Raw genomic sequence first — 17,290 nt, 5'->3', positions numbered from 1 at the left:
AAACTTCCGACGACGATCCGCGCGGGGCACGGGCAACCTCCTTGGACTCCGGGCCGACGGGGCAACAGCCTAGTCGCGCAATGGGGCGAAGGGAAGGCGAAAGCCGGCCGCTCGCACCGGGGCTTCACGTCGTCGCCACGCCCATCGGCAACCTGGGCGACATCACGCTGCGGGCGCTCGACACCCTGCGCGACGCCGCCGTCATCGCCTGCGAGGACACGCGCGTCACCGGCGGCCTGTGCCAGAAGCTCGGCATCCGCACGCCGCTCGTGCCCTACCATGAACACAACGCCGAGGCGATGCGCCCCAAGCTGATCTCCCGGATGAAGAACGGCGAGGCGGTGGCTCTCGTTTCCGACGCCGGCACGCCGCTGGTCTCCGACCCCGGCTACAAGCTGGTGCGCGCGGTGGTGGAGGAAGGCCTGCCGGTGATCCCGCTGCCCGGCGCCTCGGCGGCGCTGGCGGCGCTGGTGGTGGCGGGGCTGCCGTCGGACCGCTTCCTGTTCTGCGGCTTCCCGCCCCAGAAGACCAAGGCGCGGCGCGACTGGCTGGCCGAGGTGGCGGCCGTACAGGCGACCCTGGTCATCTACGAAGGGCCGAGCCGCCTGCCCGACAGCGTGGCCGACATGGCCGAGGTGCTGGGGCCGACGCGCGAGGCCGCCGTCTGCCGCGAACTCACCAAGCTCTACGAGGAAACCCGCCGCGGCAGCCTGACCGATCTGGCGACCCACTACGCCGCCGCCGGCTCGCCCAAGGGCGAGGTGGTGATCGTGGTCGGCCCGCCGCCGGCCGCCGCCGCGGCGACGGAGGAAGACCTCGACACCCTGCTGCGCGCCGCGCTCGATCGCGGCGACAGCGTGCGCGACGCCGCCGCCGCCGTGGCCGCCGCCACGGGCCGCAAGAAGCGCGAGGTCTACGCCCGCGCCCTGGAGATCGCCGGCCAATGACCCGGCCGCGGCCGACGACGGAACGGCGCGAGGCCGAGAAGCTCGGCCGCACCGCGGAAGCGGCCTGCGTGCTGGCGTTGCGGCTGCGCGGCTGGAACGTCGTCACCACCCGCTTCCGCCCGCCGCGCGGCCAGGGGGCGGGGGAAATCGACATCGTGGCGCGCCGGGGCCGTGTGCTCGCCTTCATAGAAGTGAAGGCCCGCGAGACGGAGACCGACGCGGCGGAAAGCCTGACGCCCCGCCAGCAGCAGCGCATCGCTCGCGCCGCCGAGGTCTTCCTGGCCGCCAACCCGGAGCTGGCCGACCTGGATTGCCGCTTCGACGTCATGCTGGTCGGCCGCCTGACCGCCCCCGTCCACCTGGAGGACGCCTGGCGGCCGGGGTGGTAGGGGCTCAGGCGCGTTCCCGCCACCCGCTCACGATCAGCCAGCCCCAGGCCAGGGTCTGCAGCACCACGACGGTGCCGATGGCAGCGCTGTAGGCGGCCGGCGGATAGGCGCCCGCGGCGTCCTGCGGCCACTGGCCGATGATGGCGCCCATGCCCCACTGGAAGGCGAAGGCGGCGGCGAACATGGTCAGGTTCAGGCTGGTGTTGGTCCGCCCCGCGAGCGCGGCCGAGAACTGCCTGGACAGCACGGCGTAGCACAGGATGCCGACGGTCCCGAAGAAGCCGAAGGCGATCCACAGCGGCACGGTCAGGCTCACCACCCCCAGCGCCAGCAGCGCCTCGGCGGTGATGAACAGGCCCATGCCGACGGCGAAGACGGTCAGCGGCTTCACGCCCACGCGCCCGGCGCGCTCGGCGACGATGCCGAGGCCCAACTGGCCGCCCACCATGGCCGCCGCCGTCAGCAGCAGCACGCTCGCCGCCTCGGGCTTGGACAGGCCGGCCACGTCGCGCAGCCACGGCCCCGCCCACAGACCCTGGATGGCCATGAAGCCACCCTGGTTCATGGCGACCGCCGGCGCGATGCGCCAGAAGGCGCGGCTGCGGAAGATGGCGCCGAGCGTGCGCAGGCTGTCGATCAGGCTTTCGTGCGCGCCCTCGCGCCGCTTCTCGGGCACCACCACCACCAGGATCACGGCGCAGGCGAGCGTCACCGCCGCCAGCCCCCAGAACACCGGCCGCCAGCCGACGGCATCGACGATCAGCTCCGTCGGGGCCGTCGCCGCCAGGGCGCCCAGGCCGCCCGAGGCGACGACGATGCCGTTGACCAGCGGCAGCTTCTCCAGCGGGAACCATTGCGTCATGGATTTCAGCGCCGACATCAGGCAGGCCGCGACGCCGAGGCCGATGAGCGCACGCCCCGCCACCAGCGTCGCCGTGTCCTGCCCGACGGCGAACAGCACCGCGCCGGCGGTCGCGAACAGCAGCAGGAAGGCTTCCACCAGCCGCGGCCCCATGCGGTCCAGCGCCACGCCGATGGGCAGCTGGGCCAGGGCGAAGGCGAGGAAGTAGGCGCTGGTCAGCAGGCCGAGGTCGGCCGCCTCCAGCCCCACGTCGGTGCGCAGGTAGGGCGAGATGACGGCGTTGACGCTGCGGTAGAGGTAGGAGAGGAAATAGCCGAGCGCGAAAGGCAGGAACACGCGGGCGATCACGGAGCCGAGCGGCAGACGGGCGCTCGCGGGCAGGGCGGGCATGAGGTGGCGGACCTTTCGGAGCAGCAGGGACGGCTTGGCTTCCCGGACGTCCGACTTAAGCACGGCGCGTCGGCCGGCCACCAGGGCCACTTCGGTCGGAGGCCCCGTGCGGTTCCGCCACCAAGTCGCCGTCATTATGGTGTACCGTGGCTGAAACGTTTCCCCGAGGTGACCCGCCTTGAGCCTGACCCGCGACAGCATCCGCGACGGCGTCCTGCAGCGCATGATCGAGGAAAGCGGCTGCCCCATCCGCCTCACCACCGAAGCCGAACGCCACGCCTCCATCCTCGCCATGCTGGGGGGACGCCGCACGCCGCCCGAGGACGTGTGGGTGTTCGGCTACGGATCGCTCATCTGGAACCCGGCCTTCCACTTCGCCGAACGCCGCCTCGGCACCCTGCACGGCTGGCACCGCCGGTTCTGCCTGTGGACGCCGCTCGGCCGCGGCACGCCGGAATGCCCGGGCCTGGTGCTCGGGCTCGACCGCGGCGGCGCCTGCCGCGGCGTCGCCTTCCGGGTGCGGGCGGCGGAGGCGTGGGAGGAACTGGACATCGTGTGGCGGCGCGAGATGGTCTCCGACGGCTACCTGCCGCGCTGGACCCGCGTGCGCACCGACGCCGGCGAGGTGCGCGCCATCGCCTTCACCATCAACCGCGAGGCCGCCCGCTACGCCGGCAAGCTGAGCGTGCCCGAGGCGGCGTCGGTCATCGCCCGCGCCACCGGCCGGCTCGGCACCTGCGCCCAATACCTGTTGTCGACGGTCGAACACCTGGAGGACCTGGGCATCCCCGACCGCCGCCTGCGAGCCCTGCGCGATCACGTCGTCGCGGCGACCGAACAGAGTCCCGCGGCCTCCGCCGCCGGCGCCGAGTGAGGGGAGGGCGGCGATCATGGCGCCGTGGCTGATCTGGACCCTGGCGATCATCGGCCCGACGGTGGTGCTGCTGGCGGTCTTCCTGGTCATCGACGTCGGCTTCCGGCCGACCCGCGACCCCAACGACGTGCACCCGCAGGACCTCGGCCTGCCGAGCCGCGACGTCGCCCTGACGGCGGTCAACGGCAAGCGGCTGGCGGCGTGGTACATCCCGCCGCCGCCCGGCGTGCAGCGCCCGGCGCCGGCGGTGGCGGTGATGCACGGCTGGGGCTCCAACCGATCGCAGCTGCTGCCGGTGGTGGCGCCGCTGCACACGGCCGGCTACGCCCTCCTGCTCCTCGACAGCCGCTGCCACGGCGACAGCGAGCAGGACAGCTTCGCCAGCATGCCGCGCTTCGCCGAGGACCTGTCCACCGGCGTCGACTGGCTGCGCACCCACCCGGAGGTCGACCGCGACCGCATCGCCGTGTTCGGCCATTCGGTCGGCGCCTGCGCGGCGCTGCTCACCGCCTCGCGGCGCTCCGACCTGGTGGGGGCGGTGTCGCTGTCGGCCTTCGCCGACCCGGAAACGGTCATGCGGCGGTTCATGGAGCGGGTGCGCGTGCCCTACCGGCCGCTCGGCTGGCTGGTGAACCGCTACGTGGAATGGCGCATCGGCTGGCGCTTCCGCGATATCGCGCCGAAGAACACCATCCGCCGCGCGCTCTGCCCGGTGCTGCTGCTGCACGGCGAGGACGACCGCATGGTTCCGGTGGCCGACGCCTACGCCATCCACGGCAACCGCCGCACCGAGGAGGACGTGGAGCTGGTGATCTACACCCGCTGCGACCACGACAGCGTCGAGCGCATCGAGGTGGCGACGCCCACCATCAACGCCTTCCTCGCCCGCGTCACCGGCGGCGGACCGCGGTGGCAGCGGCCTGGGCCGCAGGGCGCGGCGACGCCGGTCACTCAGCCAGCATGAGGCCGACGACGCCGACGGTGACCAGGCCGATGCAGGCGATCTTCATGGGTCCCATGGGTTCCTGGAAGATCATGTAGCCGATGATCGCCGTCGCCACGGTGCCGACGCCCGACCAGATGGCATAGGCGAGGCCGACGCCCATGGTGCGCAGCGTCAGCGTCAGCAGGGCGAAGGCGGCGGCGTAGCACACGAACAGCGCCACCGACGGCCACAGCCGGGTGAAGCCCTCCGACAGCTTCATGCTGGTGGTGCCCGCCACCTCGAAGGCGATGGCGGCGAACAGGATCAGCCACGTCACGGGGCGGCATCCTCCGACGCCGGGTACTCCACCCGCAGGAAGTACAGGCCCTGCGGCGGCGCCGTCGGGCCGCCGGCGGCGCGGTCGCGGGCGGCCAGGGCGGCGGCGACGTCGGCGGCCGTCCACTTGCCCTCGCCGACCAGCCGCAGGGTGCCCATCATGTTGCGCACCTGATGGTGCAGGAACGACCGGGCGCGGCAGAACAGGCGGATTTCCTCGCCGTGGCGGGTGACGGAAATCTCGTCCAGCGTCTTCACCGGCGACTGGGCCTGGCACTCGCGGGCGCGGAAGGTGGTGAAGTCGTGGTGGCCGACCAGTTCCTGCGCCGCCGCGTGCATGGCCTCGGCATCGAGCGCCGCCGCCACCCACCACACCCGCCCGGCCTCCAGCGCCGGGGCGGCGCGGCGGTTGAGGATGCGGTAGACATAGGAGCGTTCGCGCGCCGAGAAGCGGGCATGGAAGCGATCGTCCACCGCCTCCGCCGTCACCACCGCCACCGGGTGCGGCCGCAGGTGGAAGTTCAGGGCGTCGCGCACCCGGTCGGGCGGGTCGTCGCGCGGGATGTCGACGTGCGCCACCTGGCCGAGGGCATGGACGCCCGCGTCGGTGCGGCCGGCGGCATGGACCACGGCGTCGACCTGGCAGTAGCGGTTGACGGCCGTCTCCAGGGCTTCCTGCACCGACAGGCCGTTGGCCTGCCGCTGCCAGCCCACGAAGGGTCCGCCGTCGTATTCGATGAGGAGCTTGTAGCGCGGCATGGCCCCTTTGTAGCGGGAAGCCGCAGGCACCGCCAGAGCCGCTGACGGCATCTTCCCCATGACGCATTTGTGGTAGAGTGTCCGCGCTGCGTGTGCGGGCGCGGCGACCGAAGCAGGAGGGGACCACCGCCATGGGTACGAAGCCCGTGACGCCGATCGTCGATTCGGACATGGACTCGCTCTATGTCCTGCCGCTCTCGATCATCCCGATCGAGACCAAGGCGCTGCAACGCGCGCGCATGATCAAGAATCACCAGTTGCGCAGCGTGGTGGAAATCTATTCCGAGCGCGAGACCGGCTCCGGCCAGCTCGAGATCGACACCCTGCCCAAGATGTTCGGCTGGGTCCCGGCCGACGACGAGGACGAGGACGACGGCGAGCCGCGCAAGCCCCACCCCGATCTGGTGACCCTGCGCCAGTTGGCGCTGCTGCCCACCTACGACGTCTTCTCGCTGCGCATCCTGCTGCGCCGCCTCGGCATTTCCGTGCGCGACAACGCCGCCCTGAAGCTGTCGCCGGAAAAGAACGCCGAACTCGGCGACTACATGACCAATTTCACGCGGCCACTTATCCTGCAGGTCTACGGCGACAGCGACGTGGCGATCCACGACTTCGACGACATCGTCCGCCTGTTCCGCGACCCCGACGTCAAGAAGGCCAAGGAAAAGCTGCGGATCATGGCGCAGAAGCTGTCCATCGACATGATGGAGATCCCGCAGTTCCTGGAAGATTACGGCGACATCTTCCTGTCGCTGTCCTACTACCGCCAGTGCCTGGACCGCATCCAGCCGCTGCTCGACAACTTCATCGACAGCGTCGATTGCCTGCGCAAGAACTGGCAGTTGAAGAACGACCAGTCGCTCATGCAGACCTGCACCATGATGGAGGCCCGCCTCAACGAGCTGGCGGCGGCGGTGACCGGGCGGTTCGAGAACTTCGACCGTTCCACCGCCGAAATGTGGTCCAACATCTCGGCCATCCGCTTCCAGCGGGTGAAGGAGCTGATCCAGAGCTACCACACGGAAATCGGCGGCGTGCTGTGCGCCCTGACGGTGAAGATGAACGCCTGGGTGCGCCAGTTCCCGGGCGAGGTGGACAGCGCCCCGGTGCGGCGGGCCGAGTTCATCATGACGCAGATGCGCCAGGGCTTCGACCGCATCAAGTCCTTCGAGAACGCCGCCCCCATGCTCTCGCAATTGGGGTAGAGCCGCCGTTGCCGACGGCGCGGCCGCTGGCTATGGTACGCGCCGACCCGGCACCGGCGGCCCGAGCCGGATGCCTTCGGCAGGAAGCGTCATGCAGAAATCCGTCCCCGTCGCGGCCGTCGCCGTCGCCGGCATCGTCCTCGCCCACCTGATCGTCTTTCTCGCGCCGCTCGGCACCACGGTGGTGGCCGCCGTGACCGCCCTCGGCCTCGCCGGGGCGCTGTGGGCGGCGGGGCTGCGGCCGCGCCCGACGCGGACCATGCTGGCCGCCCCGCTCGCCTTCCTCGCCTGGGGCCTCGCCACCGCCGCCTGGAGCCTGGATGCCGGCGAGACCTTCGGCAAGGCCGGGCAACTGGCGGGACTGCTGCTCGCCCTCGCCCTGCTCGGCGGCGGCGCCTGCGCCCTGCCCGAGGCGGCGCGCGGCCCGGTGCGGCGGGCGACGCTGGTCTCCGGCGCGGCCCTGATCGCCGTCATCGTCCTGGAAGGCCACCTGGGCCGACCCTACCACAGCCTGGTGCATGCCCTCGGCTGGGCGGCGTCGGCCGATCCTTACGTCCTCAACCGCGCCACCCTGATGATGGTGCTGCTGAGCTGGCCGGCGGCGCAGGCGGCGGCCGCGCTCGGCCGCAGGCGCCTCGCCCTGGCGCTGCCGCCGCTGGCGCTGGCGGCGGCGGTCGGGCTCGACAGCGGCACGGCGGGCATGGCGGCGGTGGCCGGCGTCGCAGCCGGCGGGCTCGCGCTGGTGCTGCGGGCGGCGCCGGCGGTGCTGGCGGCGGGCTTCACGGCCGGCGCCGTGGTGGTCGTTCCGCTGGCGGCACAATTCCACGAGTGGCTGGGCGACTCCACGGCGCTGCCGCGCTCGCTGTTGCACCGCTTCTTCATCTGGAGCTTCGCCGGCGACCGCATCGCCGAGCAGCCGCTGTTCGGCTGGGGCCTGGGCACGGCGCGCGCCATGCCCAACTTCGGCGTCACCAACCTGTTCGTGGCGCCGGACGCCGACATCATCCCGCTGCACACCCACAACGCCTACATCCAGGTGATGCTGGAGACGGGGCTGGTCGGCTATGCGCTGTGCGTCGGATTCGTCGCGTGGCTGATGCTGCGCACCCGCCGCCTGCCGACGGCCGAGCGCGCCTGCACCCTGGGGGCGCTCGGCGCGCTCGCCGGCGCTTGGCTCACCGGCTACGGCGTCTGGCAGAGCTGGTGGCTGGCCGGGCTGGTGCTGCTCGTCTTCGCCCTGGCGGCCTCGCGCAGCGAGGCGTCTGTCCGGCTGCCGTGATCGGGGCGATCCCGACAGCGCCCTCAGGCGCCGGGCGCGGCCTGCGGCCGCCTGGCTCCCGCGGCAGGAGCCGCGCGGCGCAGTCGCACCGTCCGGTGAGGACCGAGCGCGACTCGGCCCTCACCGCGCCCCGTCACTCCGCCGGCAGCCCCAGCACGTCGAACATGGTGTAGAAGCCCGGCGCCCGGCCGTCGCACCACAGGGCGGCGCGCACGGCGCCCTTGGCGAAGACGGCGCGGCTGGAGGCCTTGTGGGTCAGTTCCACGCGCTCGCCCTCGGCGGCGAAGACCACCGTGTGGTCGCCCACCACGTCGCCGCCGCGCAGGGTGGCGAAGCCGATGGCGCCTTGCTCGCGCGGGCCGGTGAAGCCTTCGCGCGCCCACACCGCCACGTCGTCGAGCGCCACGCCCCGCCCGGCGGCGGCGGCGCGGCCGAGGCCGAGGGCGGTGCCCGAGGGGGCGTCCACCTTGTGGCGGTGGTGCATCTCGACGATCTCGATGTCGTAGTCGATGCCGAGCGTCGCCGCCACCCGCTGCGTCAGGGCGAACAGCAGGTTGACGCCGACGCTCATGTTCGGCGCCATGACCACGACCGTCTTGCCGCCGGCCTCGCGGATCTCGGCTTCCTGGGCCGCGCTGATCCCGGTGGTGCCGACGATCAGGGCGGTGCCGTGTTCGGCCGCCAGCTTGACGTGGGCGAGGGTGGCGGTGGGGGAGGTGAAGTCGATGACGGCGTCGGCGGCGGCGAACAGCACCGCCGGGTCGTCGGTCACCAGAGCGCCGACCTCTTCGGAGCCCACCAGCAGGCCGACGTCGCGGCCGACGTGGGGAGACCCTGCCCGTGCCGTGCCGCCGGCGAGCCCGGCACCATCGGTCTTCAGCACCTCTTGCAGCAGCATGCGGCCCATGCGGCCGGTGCAGCCGACGATTCCGATCTTCATGGCGGCGGTCCTATCGTTGATACGGGATGGTTCCGCCGTTATAGCAGCCCCGGCGGCGCGGGCAACCTTGCCACCCGGGGCGGGGGCGCTCCATCTTCCGCTTTTGCCAAGCCTGGACAGGACCGATGACCGAGAAGCTCTCCGATACCTCGACGCTCACGCAGCTGGGCCGCGACACCCGCTACGAGTACGACACCGCCAATCCGGCGCTGCTGGAGCGCTTTCCCAATCCCATGAAGGCCGCCAAGGGCCGGTCGGTGGTGAAGGTGGTGGCGCCCGAGTTCACGTCGCTCTGCCCGCTCACCGGCCAGCCCGACTACGCCACCATCGTACTGGAATACACGCCGCGCGACTGGTGCCTGGAGAGCAAGAGCTGGAAGGTCTACCTGATGTCCTTCCGCAACATCGGCGAGTTCCACGAAAGCTGCGTCACCCGCATGCACGCCGACCTGGTGGCGCTGCTCGATCCCGCGTGGATGGTGATCGAGGGGCAGTTCACCCCGCGCGGCGGCATTTCGTTCTGGCCGCGCATCGAGTACACGCGCGAGGGCTGACGCCCCCGCGGTTCCCCCTATCGGCTCAGGCCCTTGGACGCCAGGTCGGCTTCGTAGGCGGCCATGAGTTCGCCCTGCCGGCGGCCGAGGTCGAGCAGGTACTGCCAGGTGAAGATGCCCGTGGTGTGGCCGTCGTCGAACAGGATGCGCACCGCGTAGTTGCCCACCGGCTCGAGGTCGGAGATGCCGACGCCGCGCTTGCCGGCGACCGTCTTCTTCTCCGCCGCGCTGTGGCCCTGCACCTCGGCCGAAGGGCTGTGGACGCGCAGATATTCCGCCGGCAGAACGAACTGCTCGCCGGTGTCGAAGGCGACGGTGAGGGTGCGCTCGGCGCGGTCGACGCCGATTTCTTCCGGCCAGGCGTCGGTCATGCGCCGTGGCCTTCGTCGAGCGGGCGCGCCTCGTCGATGAGCATGATGGGAATGCCGTCGCGGATGGGGTAGGCGAGGCCCCCCTTGTCGGAAATCAGCTCGTTAGCCTCGCGGTCGTAGCGCAGCGGCCCCTTGGTCAGCGGGCAGACCAGGATTTCCAGCAGTTTCGGGTCGATGGCGGCGGCGGATTGCGGCATCGGTCGGGTCCTCGTGAAGACGCCCGCGGCGGGGCGGGCGGACGGTGAAAGGGTCACTGGCGGCTGGCCGGCGGCAGCCCGCGGTCGAAGGCGCCCATTTCGAGCAGCGTCACCAGGGTGTCGGCGCGCTCCTGCGGGCTGTCGGCCTCGAGCAGCGCCTGCCGCTCCACCGGCGAGAAGGGGCACAGCATGGCGAGGCTGGTCACCAGGTTGAGCGGCGTCAGGGCGCCGACGATCTGCGGGTCGATCTGCATGCGGTGCCGGGCGGAGAAAGCCTTCAGGGCCGCCATCACGCGCTCGCGGTTCAGGCTGATGTCGCCCGGCAGCTCCAGGTCCTGCACGAAGTCGCCCCACTGCGCCTCCACCCGCCGATAGCCGCGATGCAGCGGCAGTTCCTTGCCGACACCGAAGCGGCAAACGCCGGTCAGCGTCAGGAGGATGCGGCCGTCGTCGGTTTCGGAGAAGGCCGAGATCCGCCCGGCACAGCCGACGGAAAACACCTGCGGCCGGTCGCGGCCGGGCTGCAGCGGGCCGTTGTCGAGCGGCAGCACCATGCCGATCATGCGGCCACCGCCGAGCGCGTCGAGCACCATGTTCAGATAGCGCGGTTCGAAGATGTTCAGCGGCAGGCGCCCGCTAGGCAGCAGCAGCACCTCGGCCAGCGGAAAGATGGGAACGACGTCGGGAAGATCCTCGCGGCGGGGGTGGAACGGCCCTGGCATGGTCACGACGTCGGTCTCCCCGCAAATCGGGCGCGGCCGAGGCTGGCGCAGGACTGCGCCGGCACCGACGGCCGGACCCGGAGTCTAGCATGGCGGCGGGGCGGCGTCTCGCGCGGTGGGCGCGGCCGCCGCCCTTCCGGCGGCTCAGGCGAACATCAGCAGCGACAGCTTCTTACGGCCGTGGATGGTGGCCGGATCGGTCGGCCCGAAGGCCTCGAAGAACTTCACCAGCTGCTTGCGCGCCATTTCCTCGTTCCAGGTGCGGTCGCGCTTGAAGATTTCCAGCAGCTGATCCACCGCTTCGGTGCGCTTGTTGGCGGCATAGAGGGCGTTGGCCAGCTCGAAGCGGGCGTCGAGGTCGGCGGGGGCGGCCTGCACGCGGGCCTCCAGCTCGGCGATCTCGTCGGCGTACTTGCCGGCTTCCGAGGCCAGTTCCAGGGCCGTCTTCACGCCCTGCACCTCGGGGTGCGCCAGAATGTCGGCCGGCAGCTGGCCCAGCACCTCGCGCGCCGCGTCGGCTTCGCCCATGGCCATGTAGCAGCGCATGATGCCGGCGAGCGCCACCGGGTTGGCCGGGTCCTCGCCCAGCACCTCTTCATAGATGGCGGCGGCCTGTTCGGCCTGACCGGCGTCCAGCGCTTCCTTGGCCTGGGCGATCGCGTCGTCGATGACGTTGGCGCCGCCGCCCACCAGGCGGTCGATGAACTGCTTCAGCTGGCTTTCCGGCAGCGCGCCCTGGAAGCCGTCGGCCGGGCGGCCGTCCTTGAAGGCATAGACGGTGGGGATGGACTGGATGCGGAACTGCGCCGCGAGCTGCTGTTCCTCGTCGACGTTGATCTTCACCATCTTCACCCGGCCGCCCGACTGGCGCACCAGCTTTTCCAGCGTCGGGCCGAGGGTCTTGCACGGGCCGCACCACGGCGCCCAGAAGTCGACGATGACGGGCACCGTCTGCGACTGCTCGATGACGTCGGCCATGAAGGTGGCCGCCGTGGTCTCCTTGACGGCGTCGCCGCCGGCGCCCTGCTGGGGCTGGGGCTTGCCCATGCCGTCGTCGAGAATGAAGCTCATGTCGGTCCGTCCCCGGTCGTGCTGGTGCGGCGCAAGCGCCCGGCCCGCGGCCCGGCGCCCGCCGCACGTGTGGAAGATGATCGCAATTCGCTTACGTAAATGGCGCGACGGCGCTTTCCTGGCAAGGGCCAAACGCGGAACCGTCGGGGGTGGATCGGCGTGCCCCGGCGAGGCGGCGAGGGGGTCGCGAAAATTTCTGAAAAAAGGGCTTGCATCGTTTTTCGACCTGTATATATTCCCCTCCACGCCGCGACGCCGAGCCGGACGAAAAAACGAACGGCACCAAGGAGTTGAGGCAGTTTACCCGATGCGGGCGTAGCTCAGGGGTAGAGCACAACCTTGCCAAGGTTGGGGTCGAGGGTTCGAATCCCTTCGCCCGCTCCAATACAGGAAGGCCGGTTCCGATGGAACCGGCCTTTCGCGTTTTCCAGCCCTCGCCCGACCGCAGCCACCCGCCGCCGCGCCGTCACATCGCCCGATGCCCGCCGCCGTGCTATGGTCGCGCCGCACCCTCGGCAGCGAAAGGCGTCCCGCCATGGCATCGAAGCAGCAGTTCCTGGTCGTCGGGCTCGGCGGTTTCGGGTTGCCGCTGGGCGAGGAGCTGATGCGCATGGGCCACGACGTGCTCGGCGTCGACAGCCACCGCGAGCGGGTGGAGCGCGCCGCCGAGTTGCTCACCCACGCCGTCGTCGCCGACGTGCGCGACGAGAAGGTGCTGGAGGAACTGGGCGTCGCCGACTTCGACGGCGCCGTGGTCGCCATCGGCGAACACCTGGAGGCGAGCATCCTCGCCACCCTGCACCTGAAGGCCATGAAGGTGCCGCGCGTGTGGGTGAAGGCGCTGACCCACGACCACCGCCGCATCCTCGCCCGCATCGGCGCCGACCGCGTCATCCTGCCCGAGCACGAGATGGGCGTGCGCATCGCCCATGCCCTCGTCTACCCCGGCATCACCGACTACATGCCGCTCGGCGACGACACCTATGTGGCCGAGTACCGCATCGACGGCCAGCTGAAGGGCCGCACGCTCGCCGACGCCGGCATCCCCGACCAGCTGCCGCTGCAGGTCCTGGTGCTCAAGCGCGGCCGCGAGATCCTGCGCGACCCCGCGCTCGGGCTGGAGCTGGAAACCGGCGACCGCCTCGTCATCCTGGGCGAGCGGCCGGCCATCGAACGCCTGGCGCGGCTCGAGCCGCCGCAATGATCGACAAGAGCCGCCACGGCCTCGGCCCGCCGGCGGGGCGGCGGCCGGACCATCGCGTCATCCGCCTCGCGCCGCCGCACCTGCTGGCCCTGTCGCTGGTGATCCTGTCGGCGGCGGGCATGGCGCTGCTGCTGCTGCCGGGCATGACCACCGAGGGCGCCGGCCTCGGGCCGCTGGACGCATGGTTCACCGCCGTCTCCGCCGTCACCGTCACCGGCCTCGCCGTCGCCGACACCGGCACCGCCTTCACGCTGGCGGGGCAGGGGGTGATCCTGGCCCTCATCCAGGTCGGCGGGCTCGGCATCATGGTGCTCGGCGCGCTCACCATCATCGCCGCCGGCGGCCGGCTCGGCCTCGGGCACCGGCTGAACCTGGGCGAATCCCTCGGCGTGACGGCGGTCGGCGATGTGCTCGCCATGGCCCTGCGCATCGGCCGCATGACGCTGCTGATCGAGGCGGCGGGGGCGGTGCTGCTGACCGCCTGGTGGACGCCGACCATGGGCCTGCGGCAGGCGGCGTGGAACGGCCTGTTCCACAGCGTGTCCGCCTTCAACAACGCCGGCTTCGCCCTGTGGCCCGACAGCCTGACCCGCTTCGCCGGCGACCCCGTCAGCAACGCCGTGGTGGTGACGCTCATCGTCCTCGGCGGCATCGGCTTCCCGGTGCTGCACGAACTGGCGAGCCGCACGCCGCCCGGCCGCTGGAGCCCGCACACGCGGGTGATGATCTTCGGCTCGCTGGCCCTCGTCGGCCTCGGCTGGGCGGTCATTGCGCTGCTGGAATGGTCCAACCCTGCGACCCTCGGCGGCCTGCACGACCCGGTGGAGAAGGCGTTGGCCGCCCTGTTCCAGTCGGTGACGACGCGCACCGCCGGCTTCAATACCATCGACATGGGCGGGCTCGGCACGGCGGCCGCCTTCGTGGTCATGGTGCTCATGTTCATCGGCGCCGGCCCCACCTCCACCGGCGGCGGCATCAAGGTGTCGACCGCCGTCATCATGCTGGCCGCCACCACCGCCTTCCTGCGCCGCCGCGACGAGGTGGTGCTGGCCGATCGCTCCCTCACGCTCGACACCGTGCGCCGGGCGCTCGCCATCGCGGTCGTCGGGGTGGGCACGGTGGCGCTCGGCACCTTCGCGCTGGTGGTGGCGGAGCCGCAGGCCGACTTCCTGAACGCCAGCTTCGAGGCGGTGTCGGCGCACGCGACCGTCGGCCTGTCGCGCGGCCTGACCGGCGAGTTGGGTACCGCCGGGCGGATCGTGCTCATCGTGCTCATGCTGGCCGGCCGCCTCGGGCCGCTGGCGCTGGGGTACGCGCTGCTCACCCCGCGCCCGACGCGCATCTCCCATCCGCGCGCCGACGTGCTCACCGGTTGACGCTGCGGTCGCCTTGGGCGATGAAGAACAAGCACGTTTCGACGATCATCGCGCCACGGCAGGGGGATAACGGCCATGCGGACCATCATCGCGGCGGCGGCCATCGCCGTCGGGGCCCTCGTCGCCGCGCCGGGACCGGCGGCCGCGGCCGGCCCGGACATGGAGATCACCGAGGCCGAGGCCGAAGCCGGCGCGCTCGCCTTCGCGGTCCACGTCGGGTCCTACAAGATGCCCGGCAACGCGCCGACGGACTGGTGGAAGCTGGCCGACTTCTGGCCCGGCGTTCTGTACTTCAAGCGCATGACCAAGGTGGTCGACATCCCCGGCAAGGGCATGTTCACCCGCCTCTACCTGGTCGGCGACCCGGCGCTGGCGCCGGTGCTGTGCCGCGAGTTGAAGAAGCGCGCCAAGTACTGCGCCATCCACGACCTGCGCGCCGGCGCCGGCGTCACCCTTCACGACGGCGAGGCGGCGGCGCGCTGAAATCCGGCCGCGGCGGCTTGCAAGGCGGGCCGATCCGCGCCACCTTTGCCTCACGCCCCCGCACCCGCAGACCCAGAGGATTGCAGACGACCATGGCGATCGAGATCTACACCAAGCAGACCTGCATGTACTGCCAGAAGGCCAAGGCCTGGTTCAAGGAACACAACATCCCCTACGAGGAGATCGACGTGTCCTCCGTCGCCGACTTCGGCAAGATGAAGGAACGCCTGCCCGAGGCCAAGACCGTGCCGCAGATCCTCATCGACGGCCACCTCATCGGCGGCTACGACAACCTGATGGAATACGAGCAGCCGATCCTCGAGAAGCTGCGCAAGATGTACCCCGAGGCGCAGGCCTGATCCGCCGGACCGTCACCCGTCCGGCATTCCGGGGGCGGACGGCCCGCCAGCGGCCGCCGCCCCGCTCGTTTCAGGGACCCCCGCCCGCACCATGACCGACTACGCCCGCCGCGCCGCCGACACCTTCGCCGCCATCGCCGAGAACTTCCGCGCGCTCGACGCCCACGCCGCCACCGTCGCCGCCATGGCCGAAGCGGTGGTCGCCGCCCTGTCGCGTGGCAATACCGTGTTCTTCTGCGGCAACGGCGGCTCGGCCGCCGACAGCCAGCACCTGGCCGCCGAGCTGCTCGGCCGCTACCGCATCGACCGCGCGCCGCTGCCGGCCGTGGCCCTGACGGTGGATACCTCGGCGCTGACCGCCATCGGCAACGACTTCGGCTTCGACGACATCTTCGCCCGCCAGCTGCGGGGGCTCGGCAAGCGCGGCGACGTGCTGGTCGCCATCACCACCAGCGGCAACAGCCCCAACGTCATGAAGGCGGTGGAGGCGGCGCGCGAGATGGGCGTCACCGTGCTCGGCTTCACCGGCGGGGCCGGCGGCAAGCTGAAGGAGGCGAGCGACATCGCCCTCGTGGTGCCCGCCACCCGCACCGACCGCATCCAGGAAATGCACATCGCCTGCGGCCACCTGATCTGCGAGCTGGTGGAAGAGGCCCTGGCCGACCGCTGACCTGCCCCTGCCGGTTCATCCGGCGCTTGACCCGGTGGGTCGGGCGGGGCTCAATCGGCGTTCGTTTCACCTGCAATCGAACGCCGGAAGCCCGCCCGCCGCATGTCCGCCGCCAAATTCGATCCCCGGTCCTTTCCCGTCGCCGTGCTGCTGACGGCGCTGGTCGCCTTCGGCCCTATGTCGACGGACCTCTACCTGCCGTCGCTGCCCGACATGACGCGGGCCTTCGACACCTCCGTCAGCATGGTGCAGCTCACCCTGTCGGTGTTCGCGGCCGGCTTCGCCTTCGGCATGCTGGTCTACGGGCCGCTGTCCGACCGCTTCGGGCGGCGACCGCTGCTCATCGGCGGGGCGGCGCTCTACGTGGCGGCGAGCGTCGTCTGCATGGTGGCGCCGAGCATCGAGGCGCTGCTGGTCGGCCGCTTTCTGCAGGCCATCGGCGCCTGCGCCGGGCCGGTCATCGGCCGCGCCGTGGTACGCGACGTCTACGACCGGACGGAAGCCGCCCGCATGCTGTCGTACATGGCCTCGGCCATGGCGCTGGCGCCGGCCGTCGCGCCCATGATCGGCGGCGCCCTGCACGCCGGCTTCGGCTGGCGCGCCAACTTCGTCGCCCTGACGGTCTTCGGCATCGCCGTCACCGTCGCCACCTGGGCCATGCTGCGCGAGACCAACGCCCACCGCGACCCGCTGGCGACACGGCCCTCGCGGCTCGCCGCCAACTTCGGCTACCTGCTGAAGAGCCGCGTCTTCATGGGCCACACGCTGTGCGTGGCGCTCGGATTCGCCGGGCTGTTCAGCTTCATTTCGGGATCGTCCTTCGTGGTCATCGACGTGCTCGGCGTCGACCCGCAGTACTTCGGCTTCGCCTTCATGGCCGTCGTCGTCGGCTACATCACCGGTGCCTTCGGCGGAGGCCGCCTGAGCGGGCGCCTCGGCATCGAGCGCCTGCTCGCCTTCGGCTCCCTCGTCGCGGCGCTGGCGGGCGTGGCGGCGGCGGGCCTCGCCTGGGCCGGCGTGGAGACGGTGGTGGCCGTGATCCTGCCGGTGTCCATCTACTTCTTCGGCGCCGCCGTGCTCATGCCCAACGGCACAGCCGGCGCCATCTCGCCCTTTCCCCGCATGGCGGGCACCGCATCGTCGCTGCTCGGTTTCCTGCAGATGGGCGCCGGCGCACTCACCGGCTGGCTGGTCGGGCTGCTGCACGACGGCACGACGCGGGTGATGACCACCTCCATGGCGCTCTGCGGCGTCGCGGCGCTGCTGTGCTTCGTACTGCTGGTGCGCGGCGGCGGCCACCGGGCCGAGGCCGCAGCGGCGGAGTGAGGGGGTGGTGCGGGGACATGACGCTCCCCGCCGGCCGGTGTACAGTCGCGC

The 17,290-nt window shown here is 71.4% G+C and carries 21 protein-coding genes and 1 tRNA gene; 14 read left to right on the top strand and 8 right to left on the bottom strand.

Annotated elements, in window-relative coordinates; all coding sequences use genetic code 11:
- Positions 1-80 precede the first annotated feature (80 nt).
- Both rsmI and CRP50_RS18305 read left to right on the top strand, forming a co-directional pair.
- Entirely contained in the window at positions 81-947 is an 867-nt protein-coding gene (rsmI, locus tag CRP50_RS18310) for a 16S rRNA (cytidine(1402)-2'-O)-methyltransferase (RefSeq protein ID WP_097280625.1), read from the top strand.
- Positions 944-1,336 (top strand): YraN family protein, encoded by a 393-nt coding sequence (locus tag CRP50_RS18305; protein ID WP_097280624.1) that lies wholly within the window; start codon positions 944-946, stop codon positions 1,334-1,336. The genes rsmI and CRP50_RS18305 overlap by 4 nt, the downstream gene beginning before the upstream one ends.
- 4 nt (positions 1,337-1,340) lie before the next feature.
- Here the strand turns inward: CRP50_RS18305 and CRP50_RS18300 are convergent, their stop codons facing one another.
- The gene (locus tag CRP50_RS18300) at positions 1,341-2,588 is read right to left on the bottom strand and encodes an MFS transporter (protein WP_097280673.1); all 1,248 of its coding nucleotides are present in this window, start codon (positions 2,586-2,588) and stop codon (positions 1,341-1,343) included.
- Positions 2,589-2,766: 178 nt separating this feature from the next.
- Here CRP50_RS18300 and CRP50_RS18295 point away from each other — a divergent pair, with 178 nt between their 5' ends.
- Positions 2,767-3,462: a gamma-glutamylcyclotransferase gene (locus tag CRP50_RS18295; protein WP_097280623.1), complete on the top strand. Its 696-nt coding sequence runs from the start codon at positions 2,767-2,769 to the stop codon at positions 3,460-3,462.
- A 16-nt stretch (positions 3,463-3,478) separates the two neighbouring features.
- Entirely contained in the window at positions 3,479-4,426 is a 948-nt protein-coding gene (locus CRP50_RS18290) for an alpha/beta hydrolase (RefSeq protein ID WP_097280622.1), read from the top strand.
- Here the strand turns inward: CRP50_RS18290 and CRP50_RS18285 are convergent.
- A complete protein-coding gene (locus CRP50_RS18285; RefSeq protein ID WP_097280621.1) occupies positions 4,410-4,724 on the bottom strand; it encodes a DMT family transporter in 315 nt (104 codons plus the stop codon). The two genes, CRP50_RS18290 and CRP50_RS18285, sit on opposite strands and share 17 nt — an antisense overlap.
- Positions 4,721-5,482 (bottom strand): tRNA pseudouridine(38-40) synthase TruA, encoded by a 762-nt coding sequence (truA, locus tag CRP50_RS18280; RefSeq protein ID WP_097280620.1) that lies wholly within the window; start codon positions 5,480-5,482, stop codon positions 4,721-4,723. The genes CRP50_RS18285 and truA overlap by 4 nt, the downstream gene beginning before the upstream one ends.
- Positions 5,483-5,613: 131 nt before the next feature.
- On the opposite strand from truA, the gene CRP50_RS18275 reads away from it, so the two are divergent.
- Positions 5,614-6,687: a hypothetical protein gene (locus CRP50_RS18275; protein ID WP_097280619.1), complete on the top strand. Its 1,074-nt coding sequence runs from the start codon at positions 5,614-5,616 to the stop codon at positions 6,685-6,687.
- Positions 6,688-6,778: 91 nt separating this feature from the next.
- Positions 6,779-7,966 (top strand): O-antigen ligase family protein, encoded by a 1,188-nt coding sequence (locus CRP50_RS18270; RefSeq protein WP_101614016.1) that lies wholly within the window; start codon positions 6,779-6,781, stop codon positions 7,964-7,966.
- 133 nt (positions 7,967-8,099) lie between these two features.
- Here CRP50_RS18270 and dapB read toward each other — a convergent pair whose 3' ends face one another.
- On the bottom strand, positions 8,100-8,906 hold the full coding sequence (gene dapB, locus CRP50_RS18265) for a 4-hydroxy-tetrahydrodipicolinate reductase (RefSeq protein WP_097280617.1): 807 nt from the start codon (positions 8,904-8,906) through the stop codon (positions 8,100-8,102).
- Positions 8,907-9,031: 125 nt separating this feature from the next.
- On the opposite strand from dapB, the gene queF reads away from it, so the two are divergent.
- Positions 9,032-9,460 carry a preQ(1) synthase gene (gene queF / locus CRP50_RS18260; RefSeq protein ID WP_097280616.1) on the top strand — a complete coding sequence of 143 codons (429 nt, stop codon included), beginning with the start codon at positions 9,032-9,034 and terminating at the stop codon, positions 9,458-9,460.
- A gap of 17 nt (positions 9,461-9,477) precedes the next feature.
- Here the strand turns inward: queF and CRP50_RS18255 are convergent, their stop codons facing one another.
- From CRP50_RS18255 to trxA, 4 genes are all read right to left on the bottom strand, one after another.
- The gene (locus CRP50_RS18255; RefSeq protein WP_097280615.1) at positions 9,478-9,831 is read right to left on the bottom strand and encodes a gamma-butyrobetaine hydroxylase-like domain-containing protein; all 354 of its coding nucleotides are present in this window, start codon (positions 9,829-9,831) and stop codon (positions 9,478-9,480) included.
- Positions 9,828-10,028 carry a Trm112 family protein gene (locus CRP50_RS18250; protein WP_097280614.1) on the bottom strand — a complete coding sequence of 67 codons (201 nt, stop codon included), beginning with the start codon at positions 10,026-10,028 and terminating at the stop codon, positions 9,828-9,830. Before CRP50_RS18250 ends, CRP50_RS18255 begins: the two co-directional genes overlap by 4 nt.
- A 53-nt stretch (positions 10,029-10,081) precedes the next feature.
- Complete coding sequence (locus CRP50_RS18245; RefSeq protein WP_176525257.1) at positions 10,082-10,750, bottom strand: LON peptidase substrate-binding domain-containing protein; 669 nt, start codon at positions 10,748-10,750, stop codon at positions 10,082-10,084.
- Positions 10,751-10,894: 144 nt separating this feature from the next.
- On the bottom strand, positions 10,895-11,821 hold the full coding sequence (gene trxA / locus CRP50_RS18240; protein WP_097280612.1) for a thioredoxin: 927 nt from the start codon (positions 11,819-11,821) through the stop codon (positions 10,895-10,897).
- Positions 11,822-12,130: 309 nt separating this feature from the next.
- On the opposite strand from trxA, the gene CRP50_RS18235 reads away from it, so the two are divergent.
- From CRP50_RS18235 to CRP50_RS18205, 7 genes are all read left to right on the top strand, one after another.
- Positions 12,131-12,205, top strand: a tRNA-Gly gene (locus CRP50_RS18235).
- 151 nt (positions 12,206-12,356) lie between these two features.
- Positions 12,357-13,025, top strand: a complete 669-nt coding sequence (locus tag CRP50_RS18230) for a potassium channel family protein (RefSeq protein WP_176525250.1) — start codon at positions 12,357-12,359, stop codon at positions 13,023-13,025.
- Positions 13,022-14,401, top strand: a complete 1,380-nt coding sequence (locus CRP50_RS18225; RefSeq protein ID WP_097280610.1) for a TrkH family potassium uptake protein — start codon at positions 13,022-13,024, stop codon at positions 14,399-14,401. Before CRP50_RS18230 ends, CRP50_RS18225 begins: the two co-directional genes overlap by 4 nt.
- A gap of 75 nt (positions 14,402-14,476) precedes the next feature.
- Entirely contained in the window at positions 14,477-14,884 is a 408-nt protein-coding gene (locus CRP50_RS18220) for a hypothetical protein (RefSeq protein ID WP_097280609.1), read from the top strand.
- 92 nt (positions 14,885-14,976) lie between these two features.
- Complete coding sequence (locus CRP50_RS18215; protein WP_097280608.1) at positions 14,977-15,243, top strand: glutaredoxin domain-containing protein; 267 nt, start codon at positions 14,977-14,979, stop codon at positions 15,241-15,243.
- Positions 15,244-15,334: 91 nt separating this feature from the next.
- Positions 15,335-15,913, top strand: a complete 579-nt coding sequence (locus tag CRP50_RS18210) for an SIS domain-containing protein (protein WP_097280607.1) — start codon at positions 15,335-15,337, stop codon at positions 15,911-15,913.
- Between the two features lie 102 nt (positions 15,914-16,015).
- On the top strand, positions 16,016-17,239 hold the full coding sequence (locus tag CRP50_RS18205; RefSeq protein WP_097280606.1) for a multidrug effflux MFS transporter: 1,224 nt from the start codon (positions 16,016-16,018) through the stop codon (positions 17,237-17,239).
- Positions 17,240-17,290 lie beyond the last annotated feature (51 nt).

This window comes from Caenispirillum bisanense (assembly GCF_900230255.1).
GTDB lineage: Bacteria > Pseudomonadota > Alphaproteobacteria > Rhodospirillales > Rhodospirillaceae > Caenispirillum > Caenispirillum bisanense_A.
This window is presented reverse-complemented; position numbering and strand designations above follow the sequence as displayed.